General features: G+C 66.2%; 12 protein-coding genes. 5 read left to right on the top strand and 7 right to left on the bottom strand.

Going from position 1 to position 15,808, the window contains the following annotated elements:
• The first annotated feature begins 53 nt into the window (after window positions 1-53).
• The 3 genes from EB836_RS05065 (at window position 54) to EB836_RS05055 (ending at window position 3,571) form a co-directional block, all read left to right on the top strand.
• Window positions 54-962 carry an SGNH/GDSL hydrolase family protein gene (locus tag EB836_RS05065; protein ID WP_135538183.1) on the top strand — a complete coding sequence of 303 codons (909 nt, stop codon included), beginning with the start codon at window positions 54-56 and terminating at the stop codon, window positions 960-962.
• A complete protein-coding gene (locus EB836_RS05060; RefSeq protein WP_135538181.1) occupies window positions 959-1,636 on the top strand; it encodes a Maf family protein in 678 nt (225 codons plus the stop codon). The genes EB836_RS05065 and EB836_RS05060 overlap by 4 nt, the downstream gene beginning before the upstream one ends.
• Window positions 1,637-1,759: 123 nt before the next feature.
• The gene (locus EB836_RS05055; RefSeq protein ID WP_135538179.1) at window positions 1,760-3,571 is read left to right on the top strand and encodes a biotin carboxylase N-terminal domain-containing protein; all 1,812 of its coding nucleotides are present in this window, start codon (window positions 1,760-1,762) and stop codon (window positions 3,569-3,571) included.
• Between the two features lie 70 nt (window positions 3,572-3,641).
• Here EB836_RS05055 and EB836_RS05050 read toward each other — a convergent pair whose 3' ends face one another.
• From EB836_RS05050 to EB836_RS05035, 4 genes are all read right to left on the bottom strand, one after another.
• A complete protein-coding gene (locus tag EB836_RS05050; RefSeq protein WP_135538177.1) occupies window positions 3,642-4,919 on the bottom strand; it encodes a sigma-70 family RNA polymerase sigma factor in 1,278 nt (425 codons plus the stop codon).
• Window positions 4,919-5,260 (bottom strand): YciI family protein, encoded by a 342-nt coding sequence (locus EB836_RS05045; RefSeq protein ID WP_135538175.1) that lies wholly within the window; start codon window positions 5,258-5,260, stop codon window positions 4,919-4,921. Before EB836_RS05045 ends, EB836_RS05050 begins: the two co-directional genes overlap by 1 nt.
• A 122-nt stretch (window positions 5,261-5,382) precedes the next feature.
• Window positions 5,383-6,807, bottom strand: a complete 1,425-nt coding sequence (locus EB836_RS05040; RefSeq protein WP_135538173.1) for an NAD(P)H-quinone dehydrogenase — start codon at window positions 6,805-6,807, stop codon at window positions 5,383-5,385.
• A 136-nt stretch (window positions 6,808-6,943) separates the two neighbouring features.
• Window positions 6,944-7,495: a gamma carbonic anhydrase family protein gene (locus EB836_RS05035; protein WP_135538171.1), complete on the bottom strand. Its 552-nt coding sequence runs from the start codon at window positions 7,493-7,495 to the stop codon at window positions 6,944-6,946.
• Window positions 7,496-7,757: 262 nt separating this feature from the next.
• Between EB836_RS05035 and EB836_RS05030 the strand changes: the two genes are divergently transcribed.
• Complete coding sequence (locus tag EB836_RS05030) at window positions 7,758-8,006, top strand: WhiB family transcriptional regulator (RefSeq protein ID WP_009374875.1); 249 nt, start codon at window positions 7,758-7,760, stop codon at window positions 8,004-8,006.
• A gap of 117 nt (window positions 8,007-8,123) precedes the next feature.
• Here the strand turns inward: EB836_RS05030 and EB836_RS05025 are convergent, their stop codons facing one another.
• Window positions 8,124-9,638: a PAS domain-containing sensor histidine kinase gene (locus EB836_RS05025; RefSeq protein ID WP_135538170.1), complete on the bottom strand. Its 1,515-nt coding sequence runs from the start codon at window positions 9,636-9,638 to the stop codon at window positions 8,124-8,126.
• A 169-nt stretch (window positions 9,639-9,807) separates the two neighbouring features.
• A complete protein-coding gene (locus EB836_RS05020) occupies window positions 9,808-14,688 on the bottom strand; it encodes an NAD-glutamate dehydrogenase (protein WP_135538168.1) in 4,881 nt (1,626 codons plus the stop codon).
• Between the two features lie 141 nt (window positions 14,689-14,829).
• On the opposite strand from EB836_RS05020, the gene EB836_RS05015 reads away from it, so the two are divergent.
• Window positions 14,830-15,294: a DUF2505 family protein gene (locus EB836_RS05015; protein ID WP_135538166.1), complete on the top strand. Its 465-nt coding sequence runs from the start codon at window positions 14,830-14,832 to the stop codon at window positions 15,292-15,294.
• A 13-nt stretch (window positions 15,295-15,307) separates the two neighbouring features.
• Here the strand turns inward: EB836_RS05015 and EB836_RS05010 are convergent, their stop codons facing one another.
• Window positions 15,308-15,793, bottom strand: coding sequence for a hypothetical protein (locus EB836_RS05010; protein WP_135538164.1), 486 nt, complete (start codon window positions 15,791-15,793; stop codon window positions 15,308-15,310).
• Window positions 15,794-15,808 lie beyond the last annotated feature (15 nt).

The following is a 15,808-nucleotide window of genomic DNA, read 5'->3' as shown; positions in this document are numbered from 1 at the left end:
ACTGACTAAGGTGGAATGATGACGCCTGAGGAGGGAAATCAGTGGGAAGACGCATGATTCTTGCCGTAGCGACCATGGGTGCCACGGCGGTCGGCGCCGGTGCATCGGCGGTCGGACTCCTCCGCCATCAGGCGAGTGCGCTGCGTCGGTCCTTCGACGACGATGAGAATCGTCGCCATTCCACCTTCGCCGAGGCGATCGCCGCCCCCAGAGACCGCGACGATGGCGATTCCGCCGCCTTAGCCGTCATCGGCGATTCCTGGCTGTGCGGGGTCGACGTCGGTCCCGAACATGCCCCGCCCACACTCATCGGCCGCGGACTGGCTCGCATGCTCGGCACCACCGTTCGCGTGCAGACCACCGCACGCCCCTCAGCACTGTCCGAGGACCTGCACAGGCAGGTCGACGAAGTGCTGCGCTCACCATGGCTGTCGCGCCAGCTGTCCGACCGCTGGAGCGAAGACCGTCGCTTCGCCATCATCTCGATCGGCACCGGCGACATCATCCACCCGATCCAAGCGACGATCGGCATTCCCGTGCTCAATCAGGCCATCAACCGTCTCCAGCGGGAGGGCCGGTACACGGTGTTCGTCCTCGTGTGCCCCAACCTCGGCGGTCTGCCGGGACTGCGCGACCCGCTCAAGACCTCGCTGCGCCGCACCTCACGGGTCCTCGCCGGTTCCCAGTGGCTGGCCGCCCTGGCGGCACGCGCCGTGCCGCTGCGGTCGACCGGGTCTCTGAGCGGCACGACACGCAGGTCCCTGCTCAACGAGTCCGGGCGCTTCCCCAGCGAACTCGGCTACGCGCAGCTGTCGTCGACTCTGCTCGCCGCGATCGCCGAACGCATCGAAGCGCCGGTCGTCGTCGATCGCAGCCTCGACATCCCGGAGAAGGGCGAAACCGCTCGCCGCAAAGAACTCGCTCCCGACCAGGATCCGCACCCGTCGGCGGCCGTCTCGTGATCCCGGTCGTCCTCGCCTCACAGTCTCCGTCCCGTCGCCAGATCCTCACGGCCGCGGGCATCGATCCGCTCATCATCGTCTCCGACGTCGACGAACGTGCCATCGAGGAGGAGTTCACCGGCTCCGTCGGCGATCTCACCACCGCGTTGTCGGAGGCGAAGGCCCAGGCGGTCGTCGACCGGATCATCGCTTCCCCTCCCCCGGTGCTGCACAGCTCGGAGACCATCGTCGTCATCGCCGGGGATTCGCTGCTCGAATTCGACGGACACGCCATCGGCAAGCCGGGCACCGCGGAACGCACCCGCACCATCTGGTCGGCGATCGCCGGCGAGTGGACGCAGCTGCATTCGGGACACACGGTTGCCGTGCTCAACCGCGCCTCCGGTGCCGAAGCCGAGGCGACGGAACTCGAACTCGGCGCGCTGCGTTCGAAGCGGTCGACCACCTCGGTGCTCATCGGTTCCCCCAGCGCCGAGGAACTCGAGGCCTATATCGCCACGGAGGAACCTTTTCAGGTGGCCGGGGCACTGACGATCGACGGCTATGGGGGTGCCTTCGTCGACCGCCTCGACGGCGATCACCTCACGGTGCTCGGACTCAGCCTGCCGGCAGTGCGCGAATTGGTCACCGATAGCGGCCTGTTCTGGCCCGATCTCTGGTCGCATCAGCACTAGACTCGGTTGCGGCAGGGTGACACGCCCGACGCCATTGAAGTTCTCGCCCGAATTTTTTATCGGTGTCCTACAAACCGTTGGTGCCCTTCTCTAAATTGATCTGTGATCATACAAAGGAGCGCCATGACCACAGTCCTCCCCGACGCAGCGACCACGGTACTCAGCACCACTGTGCCGACCGGGGCCGTCCGCCGAGTCCTCATCGCCAACCGCGGTGAGATCGCACTGCGCATCATCCGGGCCGCACACGACCTCGGCATCAAGGCCGTCGCCGTGTACACCCGCGCCGATTCGGATGCCGACTTCGTCGACCTCGCCGATGACGCCTGGCTGCTCGACGGCTCCGGAGCCGGGGAGACCTACCTCGACGTCGACAAGATCCTCGCACTGGCCAAGCGCTCGGGCGCCGATGCCATCCATCCCGGCTACGGCTATCTCGCCGAGAACGCGCACTTCGCGCAGGCGGTCATCGACGCCGGGCTGATCTGGATCGGCCCTCCCCCGGCCGCCATCGAGCTCCTCGGCGACAAGTCCGGCGCCCGCGGCGTCGCCGAAGCCGTCGATGCCCCTGTCGCACCCGGTTCCGACGGTGCTGTGGCCGATCTGGCCGAGGCCGCCTCGGTGGCCGAACGCATCGGCTTCCCCGTCGTCGTCAAGGCCGTCCACGGCGGCGGCGGACGCGGTTTCCGTGCCTGCGCTTCGGCCGAAGACCTGGAAAGCGCCTACACTGCGGCCACCCGTGAGGCCCAGGCCGCGTTCGGTCGGGGCGAATGCCTCATCGAGAAGCAGATCGTACGTCCCCGTCACCTCGAGACGCAGTGTCTGGCCGATGCACATGGCAATGTCGCCATCGTGTCCACCCGCGACTGCACCCTGCAGCGCCGCAATCAGAAGATCATCGAAGAGGCACCCGCACCGTTCCTCAGCCCCGAGCAGGAACGCATCGTCAGCCAGGCCTCGGCCCGGCTGCTCGCACACGTCGGCTACGTCGGCGCCGCCACCTGCGAGTTCCTCCTCGGTGAAGACGGCACGATCATCTTCATGGAAGCCAATGCGCGCATCCAGGTCGAGCACACCGTGACCGAGGAGATCACCGGAGTCGACCTCGTCGGCTGGCAGGTGCGCATCGCCTCGGGCGAGTCCCTGCCCGATGACTTCCCCGCTGTGCGCGGCCACTCGCTGCAGTTCCGGATCAACGCCGAGGATCCCGCGACATTCTTCCCCGTCACCGGTGCTGTCAAGAACTACCGCGCCCCGTCCGGTCCCGGCGTGCGTGTGGACTCAGGCATCGGAGAGGGAAGCGTCGTCGGCACGGACTTCGACCCGATGATGGCCAAACTCGTCGTCACCGGCTCCACCCGTGACGAAGCTCTGGCCCGTGCCCGTCGGGCGCTGGCGGAATACCGCATCGAAGGTGTCTCGACGCTGCTTCCTCTGCATCGCGTCCTCGTCTCCGACCCTGCCTTCGCCGCTGATTTCAAGGTCTGGACCAACTGGCTCGAAACCGCTTTCGTCAACCCTCTCGCCGATTCCCAATCAGGAGAAGTCATGAGTGCTCCAACCGACAGTTTCAGCGTTGTCGTCGAGGTCGACGGCCGTCGGATGACCGTGTCGGTCCCCAAGGACGTCATCTCCGATCTCGGCCATGTGCCCAGCCCCAGCGTGCCGCGGCGCAAGCGCAGCCTCAGCAGCCGCAACGGTGCGAAGCTCGCCGACGATTCGAACGCGCTCAACGCCCCCATGCAGGGCACCATCGTCTCCGTCGCCGTCAACCCCGGTGACACCGTCGAGGCCGGCGACACTCTCGCCGTCATCGAAGCGATGAAGATGGAGCAGCCGCTCAAGGCCGGTCATTCCGGCACCGTATCGGAGGTGCTCGTCGACGCAGGCGCCTCGGTGAAGTCCGGTGAGGCGATCGTCCGCTTCGCCGCCTGAGGACTTGCGACTTCCTGTGTTCGCCGGCGACCGAACGCAGGAGTCCCGAACACAGAAATCCCTGCCCGGGTCACCGCTGAAGATCGGTGATCCGGGCAGTGATGTATTCGGATTCGGCATCGTTGCCGGGGCATTTCAGACCTGCGGCATAGGCGTCCTCGGCTTCGGCCGTGCGACCGAGTTCGCCGAGGGTGATCGCCCTCGCAATGTGGAAGGGCCTGTGCCGCAGCAGCTGCGGATCGTCGGCGAGTTCGTCCAGGGCGATCATGGCCGCTTCGGGGCCTGAAACCTGGCCGAGGGCGATTGCGGTGTTGAGGGCCACGACCGGCGACGGGTCGAGGTCGGAGAGCATCCGATAGAGCACGAGGATCTGCTTCCAGTCCGTGTCGGCGAACCTCACGGCGTCGGCGTGGAGGGCGGCGATCGCTGCCTGGATGGTGAAAGCACCGGCCGCCGGTTCACCGGCGGCCGCACCGACGAGTGCGGTGCCTTCGGCGATGAGGCGGGAGTCCCACTGGCTGCGGTCCTGATCGGCCAGCGGCACCGGCCGCCCCTCCGCGGTCACCCGAGAGCGGTCGCGTGCCCGGGTGAGCAGGAACAGGGCCAGCAGACCACGGGCTTCGGTCTGCTCGGGCAGATATCCGACGAGCAGTCGGGCCAGGCGGATGGCTTCCTGCTGCAGATCGACTCGTGTATGGGCGGGACCTGCAGTGGCGTTGATGCCCTGGGTGAAGATGAGGGAAAGGACGCGCAACACCCCGGGCAGCCGGTCGCCGAGCTCATCGGGTGCCGGGCGGCCGAAGGGAATCCCGGTCTTGCGGATCCGCTGTTTGGCGCGCACGATCCGCTGCTGCATCGTGGCGGTTTCGACGAGGAACCCGGCAGCCACCTCGGCGGTGGTCAGTCCGGAGAGGAAGCGAAGGATGAGGACGATGCGCTCGTCCTCACGCAGTGTCGGGTGGGAGCAGGTGAAGAACAGCCCGAGGCGTTCGTCGGGCATGTCCGCTGCGTCCATCTCCTCGCCGATGCGCACCGCGTGGTCGTCGTGGTCACCTGGTCGCAGCTCGTCCTCGATGCGCAGCCGGGCGAGGTGCCGGGTGCGCACCTCGTCGGCGCGGATGAGATCGATGGCGCGGTTCTTCGCCGTAGCCATCAGCCACGCCTGAGGACGTTCGGGCACTCCTCGCCCCTGCCATGTCTCGACCGCGCGGAGCACTGCGTCGTGGAGGGCTTCCTCGGCGAGGTCGAAATCGCGGAACCGGGTGACCAACGCCGCGAGCAGCCGCCCGAAGTCCTCCTCGCCGATGGCGCTGAGGACTCGGGCGGCCGAATCGGGGTCGGGACCCATCAGTAGTCGGCCACAGGACGGATCTCGATGTGTCCGGACTTCGCAGCGGGACTCTTCTTCGCCCAGGCGATCGCCTCGTCGATGTCGGCGACCTCGATGACGTAGCTGCCGCCGACGAACTCGTTCGATTCGGCGAACGGGCCCGAGGTGACAAGGCACTCGCCTCCGGATTCGCTCACGCGGACCCCGAGTTCGGGCCCTTCGAGGGCGAAGCCGCCGACGACGACCCCCGCCTCGCTGATCTCCTTGTCGAATGCCATGAACTCGGTCGGATCCGCTCCGCCGTCCTCACCGCATTCGGGATCCTGTGTGGTTCCCATGAGCAGAAGTGCGTACTTCATGTCGTTCTCCTCCGTCGTTTCCCATGTCATGCCGGGCGGCCTGACACCATGATGACGGTCGAGGAGCGATCGGATCGACAGCTGCGGAGAAAAACTTTCCTGCGTTCGCAGAATCGACCAGATCAGAGGTGGCGGTGGAGCTTCCGCGCCGCCTCGGTCAGCGAACCGCTCACCGAGGGGTAGACGACGAACGTCGCCGAGAGCTGGTCGACGGTGAGCCGGTTCTCCACTGCCATCGTGATCGGCAGGATGAGTTCGCTGGCCCGCGGGCCGACGACGACTCCGCCGAGGATGGAGCCGGATCCGCGGCGCGCGAAGATCTTGACGAAGCCGTCTTCGATGCCGAGCATCTTCGCGCGCGGGTTCGTATCCAGCGGCAGCATCACCGTGTCGATGTCGGTCGGGTTCTCCCGGTAGTTCTGCTGGGTGAAGCCGACGGTGGCGATCTCGGGAGCGGTGAACACGTTCGAAGCGACGTTGCGCAGCTTGAGCGGCTGCACGGCGTCGCCCAGTGCGTGGTTCATCGCGATCCGGCCCTGCATCGCGGCCACAGAGGCCAGCGGGAGCACGCCGGTGCAGTCACCGGCGGCATAGATTCCGGCCCGTGAGGTCCGCGAGACCCCGTCGACGACGATGTGTCCGGATTCGCTGACCCGCACACCGGCCTTCTCGAGCCCGAGGCCTTCGGTGTTCGGGATCGAACCGACGGCCATGAGGCAGTGGGAGCCTTCGACACGGCGGCCGTCGGCGAGCACCACTTCGACTCCGTCGTCGGTGCGGGTCACCGAGGAGGCTCGGGACCGGGAGAGGACGTTCATCCCCTTGTTGCGGAACACGAATTCGAGGACATCGGCCGCGTCTTCGTCCTGACCGGGCAGAACCTTCTCACGCGAGGACACGAGAGTCACCTCGGTGCCCAGGGCGCGGTAGGCCGACGCGAATTCGGCACCGGTGACACCGGAGCCGACGACGATGAGGTGTTCGGGCAGCTCGTCGAGGTCGTAGAGCTGCGTCCAGGTGAGAATCCGCTCGCCGTCGGGCTGCGCGGTCGGCAGTTCCCGCGGGTGAGCGCCGACGGACAGCAGGATGGTCGAGGCATCGAGGGTGTACTCGGTGCCGCCGGACTCGACGACGTGAACCTGGTCGCGACCGGCCAGCGTCGCTTTGCCCTGAATGGCTTTGACCCCGGCCCGGATGAGGCCTTCGTAGATGTCGTTGGCCTGCGCGTCGGCGAGCGACAGGATGCGCTTGTTGACGGCTTCGAGGTCGGCGGTCACCCGGCGGGCATCGGCCGCGGTCTCATCATCGTTCTCGATCCGGATTCCGAGGCCGTCGGATCGTTCGATCTCATCCATCATCTCCGCGGTGGCGATGAGGGACTTCGACGGAACCACATCGGTGAGCACCGCCGCGCCTCCGCAGCGGTTCTGCTCGATGAGCATGACATCGGCGCCCAGCTGAGCCGCGACGAGCGCGGCCTCATAGCCGCCGGGGCCGCCGCCGATGATGACGACGCGATCTGCAGTGGAATCAAATTCAGTGTTCACACTGCGATTGTCTCAAATCGCCACGGACCTTGCGAACGGAACCCCGGTGTTCCCGCTCGCGAGCTCACAATCGGGCTCGCGATCCGAAACCGAGGCTCACGGCCCGAAGCGGAGACTCACGATCCGCCCGGTCCGATCACGACGGATCGACCACCTCGGCGGTGTCTTTGTGCAGGGTCGAGAGCAGCACATACGACAGTGCGTTCTGCCGCACCTTCTCCACACCGTCGTCGTCCATCTCCCGGCGCACCTTCGCCGGAACTCCCGCCACGAGGGAACGCGGAGGGATCTGTGTGCCCTCGAGGACGACGGCCCCGGCGGCGACGAGGGATTCGCTGCCGACATGAGCGTCATTGAGCACGGTCGAGTGCATCCCGATGAGCACATCGTCGTCGACGACGGCCCCGTGGACGAGCGCCTGGTGGCCGATCGAGACGCGGGCGCCGATGACCACGGGCTTGCCGGCATCGGTGTGCATCACGGTGTTGTCCTGGACGTTCGAGTCCTCGCCGATCGTGATCGGTGCGGCTTCGGCCCGGAGCACGCAGCCGTAGAAGACGCTCGCCCCCTTCTTCACATGCACATCACCGACGAGGGTGGCACCGGCGGCGACGAACGCCTCGGGATCGACGTGCGGGGTGTGCCCGCCGACGGAGACGATGCGGGGGCTGGCGAGGTCGTTGGTCATGAGTCCTCCATTGGTTCACGAACTGTCTGCTTGCGTCTGACAGTCTAATCCGAGAGCCCTGACACGGTCGGTCGGGACGCATAGCGGACCGATTTGCGCGATCGCGTCCATAGCAGGACAATAGGGAAAATATTTGTCAGAAATTTCACACTGCCGGACCCTTGTGCGCCCAATTGCGTTATGTGAACCTTGACTGAGAGAGTTGCGCGCTCGGAATTCGGGCGCGGTCAACCGCGTTCACCGAATTCGTCGAAAGGTCACCATGGATTGGCGACACCGTGCAGCATGCCTCAATGAGGATCCGGAACTCTTCTTCCCGATCGGCAACACCGGACCCGCTCTGCTCCAGATTGAGGAAGCGAAGACCGTCTGCCGCCGCTGTGAAGTAGCCGAGACCTGCCTCCAGTGGGCACTCGAATCCGGTCAGGATGCTGGAGTCTGGGGCGGATTGAGCGAAGACGAGCGTCGCGCACTCAAGCGCCGCGCCGCCCGTGCCCGTCGCGCCGGCTGAACCACCTGAGACACCGCGGGCGTTGCACTGCGCCCGCCCCGCAAGCCACTGAGGCCCTGGACAGCCCCGGCGATGCTGCAGCCGGAACCCGGATGATCGGGACGGACAGTCAGCCGCTCAGTCGTAGGAGTCCGGACGAAGCGGAACATCGAGAGTCGCCACGGTGCCGCCTCCTTCACGGGCTTCCCACTGGATCGATCCGGCCAGGTCCGCCGACACCAGGGTGCGCACGATCTGCGTGCCGAGCCCGTTGCCCGGATTCTGTGAGTCGCCGAGTCCGACACCGTCATCGGCAATCGTCACCCGCAGATGGTCACCATCGCGTTCGGGAGTCACCCACACATGCCCGTCGAGCGTCTCCCCCGGCGCCAGACTCTCCTGCTTCTCGGCAGGGAAACCGTGTTCGATCGCGTTCGTGATCAGCTCGGTGATCGCCAGTGCCAGAGAGGTCGCATCCGCTGAGGAGATCGCACCGAAGCTGCCGCACCGTTTGAGTTCCATGTGCACCAGTGGGCTGGTCAGCTCCGGCGTCAGGCGCAGACCTTTGTCGACGACCTCATCGAAGTCGACTTCGGATTCGACACCCTGACTGAGCACGTCGTGGACGACGGCGATGATCGAGACTCGCCGCATCGCTTCGGTCAGTGCGCTCTTGGCCTCGGGACTGTCGATCCGGCGGGTCTGCAGACGCAGCAGAGCCGACACGGTCTGCAGGTTGTTCTTCACCCGGTGGTGCATCTCCTTGATCATTGCGTCCCGCGACAGCAGCTCGCGTTTGCGGCGCCGGATCTCGGAGACGTCACGGGCGAGCACGATCGCTCCGACCCGCTCCCCCTCATCGGTCAGCGGGATGGCGCGCAGAGAGATGCTCGTGCGCCCGACCTCGAGTTCGGTCCGCCACGGGGCCCGCCCCGTGAGCACCAGCGGCAGGGTCTCGTCGACCTGCCGCAGCTCGGCGCCCAGGCTCGAAACCACCTCGGCGAGGTAGCTGCCTTCGATCTCTCCCCCGTGGCCGAGCCGGTGCATGAGCGACACGGCGTTCGGGGACGCATACTGCACATGGGAATCGCGATCGAGGATGAAGATGCCGTCGCCGACCCGCGGTTCCCCGTGCCGCGCCCCGCTCGGGGCGGCACGATCGGGAAAGGTGCCCTGGACGATCATCCGCATCAGGGCCATCGCCGTTTCGCGGTAGTACTTCTCCAGTCGGGACGAACCCCGGCGGCGAACCTCTTCGGAGTAGCGGACGACGAGCGCGATCGCCTCGCCGTTCCGGACGATCGGGACCGCCTCGGCGAGGATGCCGACATCGGCCGAACCCGCGCTCACCCCCAGGTCACGGGCCGTCTCCACCTGAGTGACGTAGGTGCGGGTGTCGCTGGCTTCGTCGAGCAGCTCCTTCTCCATCCCGGTCGCGCGGGCTCCGATGAGATCCCGGTTGAACAGGGTCGCCCCGGTCGTCGATCGGGCGTGGGCGACCACCGTGTACGCGCCGCTCAGCGAGGGCACCCACAGCACGAGGTCGGCGAAGGAGAGATCGGCGAGCAGCTGCCAGTCCCCGACGAGCAGATGGATGTGTTCGACGTCTGACTCATCCGTGAGACCCTCGGCCGCCAGCAGTTCGTTGAGCACGATACGTTCCTCCCAGGTGAGATCAGCAGACCCGGGTTCCCCTCGGATCTGCTGATGAGTCGATGATCAGACGCTACCACTTCATCCGCCCATCTCCGGACTCGCCGAGGCGGCCGGAAGGCAGTTCGGGTCCGACCGAGCACTGTTCGGCCGGGCCCGAGCCGTGGAGTCAGGAGTTGTGTTCGCTCTCCCACGTCGAGGAGCGGACCATCGACCGCAGCGACCGCAGCAGCACCGACAGCGGCGCCTGGGTCACGGAGTCGAGCCCGAGGATCGTCTCCGTCGTCTCGATCACGCGGGAGACCACGGTCTCGTTGCGTTCGAGCCATTCGGCCACGCGCTGCTTCGCCCGCTCATCCGGGGTGCCCGAGATCGGCGAATCCGTGGCGGCCAGCACCGTTTCCGCCACCGAGAGGATAGCGGAGTAGAAGTCGTCGCGCATCGAGCCTCGCGCCAGCGCCGACCAGCGGTCGCTGCGGTCGAGCCCGCCGATGAGAGTGAGCACCTGCGACCCGGCGAAGTGTTCGTTCACCGCGTAGTAGACCTCGGCGACGTCCTCAGCGGATTCGTTCGCCCGTGCCGCGAGCTGCGTGATGTCGAGGAGCACGAACTCATCGAGCAGAGCCGCCGCTCGCCATGCCAGATCGCTGGGCACACCGTCGTCGATGTACTCCTGCGCCTTCGCCTGCATGGACTCCGCATCGTAGCCGTCGACGAGCTCGGGCACGCGGGAGCGCAGCGCCTCGACCACCTTGCCGTACATCTCGATGCCCGAATCGACGTCGAGGGTGTCCGGGGCCTGCTGCACGAGCCAGCGCGAGGACCGGTCGAGCAGACGCACATAGTCGTGTTGGAGCTTCACCTGCACCTCGGTGGGCACCTCGTTGTCGAGTGCGCACACCGCCTCGAAGTAGTCGTCGAGGCCGAAGATCTCGGAGACGACGACGAACACACGTGCGATCTGCGGCACCGAGGCGGGTGTCTCCTCGAGCATCCGGTAGATGTAGGTCAGGCCGCCGCGGTCGACGAGGCGGTTGACCAGCTTCGCCGTGGCGATCTCGCGGTGCAGCGGGTGTTCCGGGATGAGCTCCCCGTATTTCTCCTGCAGGGACTCCGGGAAGTAGGAGACGAGTTCCCGCCGCATCCACATCTCATCGGGCACGACGCTGTCGAGGATCTCGTCGGCGGCGTGCATCTTCACATAGGCCAGAAGCACGGCCAGCTCCGGCGACACGTAGTAGCCGAATCGACGCTTGGCCAGTTCGTCGGCGTTGGGCAGGAATTCGACGGCACGGTCGAGGTCGGCGTGCTTCTCCAGGTAATTCAGCAGTCGGCCGTAGGTACCGGACATCGCTTCGGTCTGTGCCCTGGCCTCACCGAGGACGACGTTCTGCGAGTAGTTGTTCGACAGCACCCGATCGGCCACCTGATCGGTGAACGAGTGGAGCACCTGTTCACGCTCCTCGGCGGCGAAGGCGCCCTTGTGCACCAGGGTGCGCAGGAGCAGCTTGATGTTGACCTCGTGGTCGGAGCTGTCGACGCCGGCCGAGTTGTCCACCGCATCGGTGTTGATCTCGACCCCATTCAGCGCCGCTTCGACACGGCCCAGTTGGGTGACGCCGAGGTTGCCGCCCTCCCCGATGACCCGCGCCCGGACATCGGCGCCGTCGATGCGGATGCTGTCGTTGGACTTGTCCCCGACCTCCGCATGGCTCTCTGTCGAGGCCTTGATGTAGGTGCCGATGCCTCCGTTGTAGACAAGGTCGACGGGAGCCTTGAGGATCTCGGACATGAGATCGGCGGGGCTGCGACGACCGGGGTCGACTCCGAGCACCGAGGCGGCTTCGGCACTGAGGTCGATCGACTTCGCCGACCGCGAGAAGACCCCGCCGCCTGCGGAGATGAGCTCCCGGTCGTAGTCCTGCCAGCTCGAGCGCGGCAGATCGAACAGCCTTTGGCGTTCAACGAAGCTGCGTGCGGCATCGGGGTTCGGATCGAGGAAGATGTCTCGGTGGTCGAAGGCCGCGACGAGGCGGATGTGCTCGCTGCGCAGCATGCCGTTGCCGAACACGTCGCCGCTCATATCGCCGATGCCCACAACGGTGAAGTCGTCGGCGGCGGTGTTGAGACCGAGTTCGCGGAAGTGCCGTTCGACGGACTTCCAGGCGCCGCGGGAGGTGATGGCCATCTTCTTGTGGTCGTAGCCGACCGATCCGCCCGAAGCGAAGGCATCCCCGAGCCAGAACCCGCGGCGTTCGGCAATCGCGTTCGCCACATCGGAGAAGCGTGCAGTGCCCTTGTCAGCGGCGACGACGAGGTAGTAGTCGTCTCCGTCGTGGCGGACCACACGGTCGGGGTGGACGACGACGCTGGAGTCGTCGGCACCGTAGGTGAGGTCGTCGGAGACCTCGAGCATGCTCTCGATGAACACCTCGTAGGCGGCCTGACCGGCGGCCATCCACGCGTCCCGGTCGCTCATCGGCGGCAGCTGCTTGGGGAAGAACCCTCCCTTGGCGCCAGTCGGGACGATGAGGGCGTTCTTGACCATCTGCGCCTTGACGAGGCCGAGGACCTCGGTGCGGAAGTCATCGCGCCGGTCCGACCAGCGCAGACCGCCGCGGGCGACGGCGCCGAAGCGCAGGTGCGCGCCTTCGACCTGCGGCGAGTACACCCACATCTCCAGGGCCGGTTTGGGCTTGGGGACGAAGCTGAGCTCGGTGGGCCGGATCTTGAGCACGAGAGCGGTCGGCAGCTCACCGGACTCATCGATGTAGTAGTTCGTGCGCAGAGTGGCGCGCAGCAGCTCGAGTGAGGAGCGCAGCACCCGGTCGGCATCGAGGCTCGCGACTTCGGACAGTGCGGCTTCGATCGCGTCATCGATCTCGGCCATCGCACCTTCACGGCTCTCGTCGTCGGCGGCAGGATCGAACTTCGCGGCGAAGTAGTCGACGAGCAGCTTCGAGATCTCCGGATGGTCGCTGTAGACCTCACCCACATAGGCGTCGGAGTAGGTGAACCCGGCCTGGCGCAGGTATTTGCCCAGGGCGCGGATGATCGTCACATGCTGCCAGGACAGACCGGTGACGATGAGGCGGTCGAAGACGCCCGCTTCCTTCTTGCCTTCCCATCCGGCCATGAACGCGTCGGAGATGCGTTCGCAGTCGTCGTCGCCCAGCTCTTCGGAGAAGCTGAGCCCGAAATCGTAGATATAACGGTGGCTGCCGTCGGCGAGGTCGAGCTCGTGCGGGCGCTCATCGATGACGGTGGCGCCGAACGCCGTGAGGAAGGGCAGCACTTCGGACAGGCCGACCCGCTCGTAGCGGTAGAGGACGAGGCGCACGGAGGCGTCGGCCGAGCGTTCGGGCCGGTACAGGCGCACCGCCGAACCGTGCCCCGCGTCAAGGGCCTCGAACCGGCCGACGTCAGCGACCGCCTCGGCGGGGGTGTGATGCTCGCCGTAGCTGGGCGGGAACGCCTTCGACCACAGGTCGGCGCGCGCATTCGTCGTTCCGCTGTCGCCGTGTTCGGCGGGGATGAGGAAGGCGTGGACATCTTCGGACCACGAACGGACGGCACCGACGATGCGTCGTTCGACATCCTCGGCGCTGATCTGCGGGAGCTGCTCATCGCGAGCCATACGAGCCACGAAGTGGATGCGCGCCAGCGCCGATTCGCTCAGCAGCACGTCGAAGTCGACGCTGTCGGCATTGTAGAACTCGCGCAGAACCTCCTGCACGCGCACGCGGGCATCGGTGTTGTAGAGGTCGCGGGGCAGGTAGAGGATGACAGAGACGAAGCGCTGGTACGGGTCGGCGCGGACGAAGACCCGCGACTCCCGTCGCTCCTGCATGTCGACGATCTCCATGACCACGTCGAAGATCTCTTCGGTGTCCTCGTGGAGGAGATCTTCGCGCGGGTAGGTCTCAAGCACGCCGAGGAGCTCGTTGGCCGAGTGCGAACCGGCGGGGAAGCCGCTGGCGGAGAGGATCCGGGAGACCTTGCGGTCGATGACGGGGATGTTGAGGACGCTGTCGTTGTAGAACTCGGGTTTGAACACACCGACGAAGCGACGTTCGCCGACGATCTCGCCGGAGGAGTCGAAGGTCTTCACCCCGATGTAGTCCATGAAGGACGAGCGGATGACGCGTGAGCGCGAGTTCGCCTTCGTCAGCACGAGCACATGCGGTTCGAGTGCCTTCTCGGCCACGGCCCGGCTGAGCGGCGATTTCACGAGGGGGCGCAGAGCGGAGATGCCCATCGAGGTGTCTTCGATCGGTTCGAGGCTGCTGTGCTCGGCATCGTGGGTGTAGTCGTATTCGCGGTAGCCGAGGAAGGTGAAGTGACCGTCGAGCCAGTTGAGCAGGGCTGCTGCGGCTTCGGCTTCCGAGGCCAGCTCCGGGCGGGGAGCATGGGCGGAGAGTTCGGCCGCGATGTCCTTGGCTTTGCTCGCCATCGCCTGCGCGTCGCGGGCGGCGGCAGCGACGTAGGCGAGGACTTCACGCAGCCGCTGCTCGAGTTCGGCGAAGTCGTCTTCGGGGATCCGGTCGATCTCGAGACGGATCCACGACTGCTGCTGCGGGTCATCGGAGGACTGAGCGTCCGGCGCTGCGGAGACCTGCGGGAGGCTTGCCGTATCAGCGGTCACCGAGGGGGCCTCGGCCGGGGACACAATCGAGAGGTCGGAACCGGAACCGGAGACGGTGATGATCGGGTGATGGACGCGGCGGATGGCTCGACCGGCCGCCGCCAGGTCGCTGACGATCGAGGACACGAGGTGCGGCATATCTGCCAGCACCAGCGCGACGACCGTGTGATTGTCCCGGAATTCCGGTGAGTCGACGGCCGGGTTGTAGATCGCGATCGCCGGCGTCTGCCCGTCATATTCGGTGCCGACGGCGAAGTGTCGAGCCGCTGCCGCGGCATAGGCCTCGGGGTCGCTTGCCCCTGTTTCGAATCGCGGATAGTACGCGTCGAGGAAATTCTCGGGGGCACCCTGCCCTCGCAGCTTCCTCCACTCTTCTGCAACGTCCGAAATTGAGACCTGAGTCACTGTGCCACCTCTATGAGAACCGAGCAATCGTCACGCGGTTCGTCCTCGAACCGCCATCTCCCACACTATGCCCAAATATCGAGAAAGGCACGCCGAGCGGCCTGATGTGGTGTACCGTTCATTCGCTGGCAAACTAGAGCTATGCGAACTCTGACCCTCAATCATGACTACTCGGTCGACCTCCTGACATTCCTGGCCAAACTCGCCGACGTCGGCTCTTGGGAGAAGCTCGGATCCCGGGCCAGCTCGGAGCACATCGATCCCGACACCGAGATGACCGTGCGGACTCCGATGCCCAAAGGCGAACTTCCCGCGGCCTTGGCCTCCCGCCTGCCGAATGAGACCGAGCTCGTCGAGGTCTACATGATCCCCGGAGACGTCCTCGGCGATGAGGCGGAGATCCGAATGTCCGCACGTGCCGCCGGGGTTCCCGTGGAGATCGACGCCGTGATCGAACTCAGGCAGGTGGACTCGGAGACGAAGCTGACGGCGCACGCTGAGATCAGCTCGTCGATCCCGATGTTCGGGGCGATGATCGAACAGGCCGTGGTGCCGATCCTGGACAAGCGGCTGAGCGAGCGTCTCCGCCGTTTCGAAACCCTCTGAAGTCGACTCCGACTCAGCCCTCCTCGGCGAGGAGCTGATCCAGTTCCGTGACGTCGTACCACAGCAGATCCGACTCGCCGAGGCGGTCCTCCGCCGCCTGCGCACCCGCAGTTCGGGCGAGTTCCACGGCTTCGTCCCAGACCGCTTCCTCGTCGAGGTGGAAGCTGGCGACTGCGGACATGTCGAGGGTGTCGATGCCGATGAGTTCGAATCCGTCGGTCAGCCGGTGGCGTGAGCTGGACTCGGGTGCATCGTAGGCGACGATGACACGGGCGGCGGGCCCCGCCTCGGCGAGGGGAACTGCGGATCCGGACTCCTCGGCACCGAATGCCGCGCTGGAGGCGAGAGCGGCGGCGATGCACATGGCGTCGAATTCGGCGGTCTCGAACTCCTCGCCGCGCAGGCTGCGGCCGTGCTCATCGGGGGCAACAGCCCGAATGTCGGTCAGTCCCGTGCGCAGCGCGCTCAGGGTGGTCGGAATGTAGCAGCGGATGGCCATGCCCTCATCCTAGTC

The sequence above is a fragment of the Brevibacterium sp. S111 genome (genome assembly GCF_004745075.1).
In the GTDB taxonomy this organism is placed as follows: Bacteria; Actinomycetota; Actinomycetes; order Actinomycetales; family Brevibacteriaceae; genus Brevibacterium.
The sequence above is the reverse complement of the archived record's forward strand: the minus strand, read 5'-3'. Positions and strand labels throughout refer to the sequence as shown.

Excerpts from the sequence above, each read along its gene's own strand:
- EB836_RS05065 (WP_135538183.1), top strand. The coding sequence starts at position 54 with ATGATTCTTGCCGTAGCGACCATGGGTGCCACGGCGGTCGGCGCCGGT.
- EB836_RS05055 (WP_135538179.1), top strand. The coding sequence starts at position 1,760 with ATGACCACAGTCCTCCCCGACGCAGCGACCACGGTACTCAGCACCACT.
- EB836_RS05050 (WP_135538177.1), bottom strand. The coding sequence starts at position 4,919 with ATGGGTCCCGACCCCGATTCGGCCGCCCGAGTCCTCAGCGCCATCGGC.
- EB836_RS05045 (WP_135538175.1), bottom strand. The coding sequence starts at position 5,260 with ATGAAGTACGCACTTCTGCTCATGGGAACCACACAGGATCCCGAATGC.
- EB836_RS05035 (WP_135538171.1), bottom strand. The coding sequence starts at position 7,495 with ATGACCAACGACCTCGCCAGCCCCCGCATCGTCTCCGTCGGCGGGCAC.
- EB836_RS05030 (WP_009374875.1), top strand. The coding sequence starts at position 7,758 with ATGGATTGGCGACACCGTGCAGCATGCCTCAATGAGGATCCGGAACTC.
- EB836_RS05015 (WP_135538166.1), top strand. The coding sequence starts at position 14,830 with ATGCGAACTCTGACCCTCAATCATGACTACTCGGTCGACCTCCTGACA.
- EB836_RS05010 (WP_135538164.1), bottom strand. The coding sequence starts at position 15,793 with ATGGCCATCCGCTGCTACATTCCGACCACCCTGAGCGCGCTGCGCACG.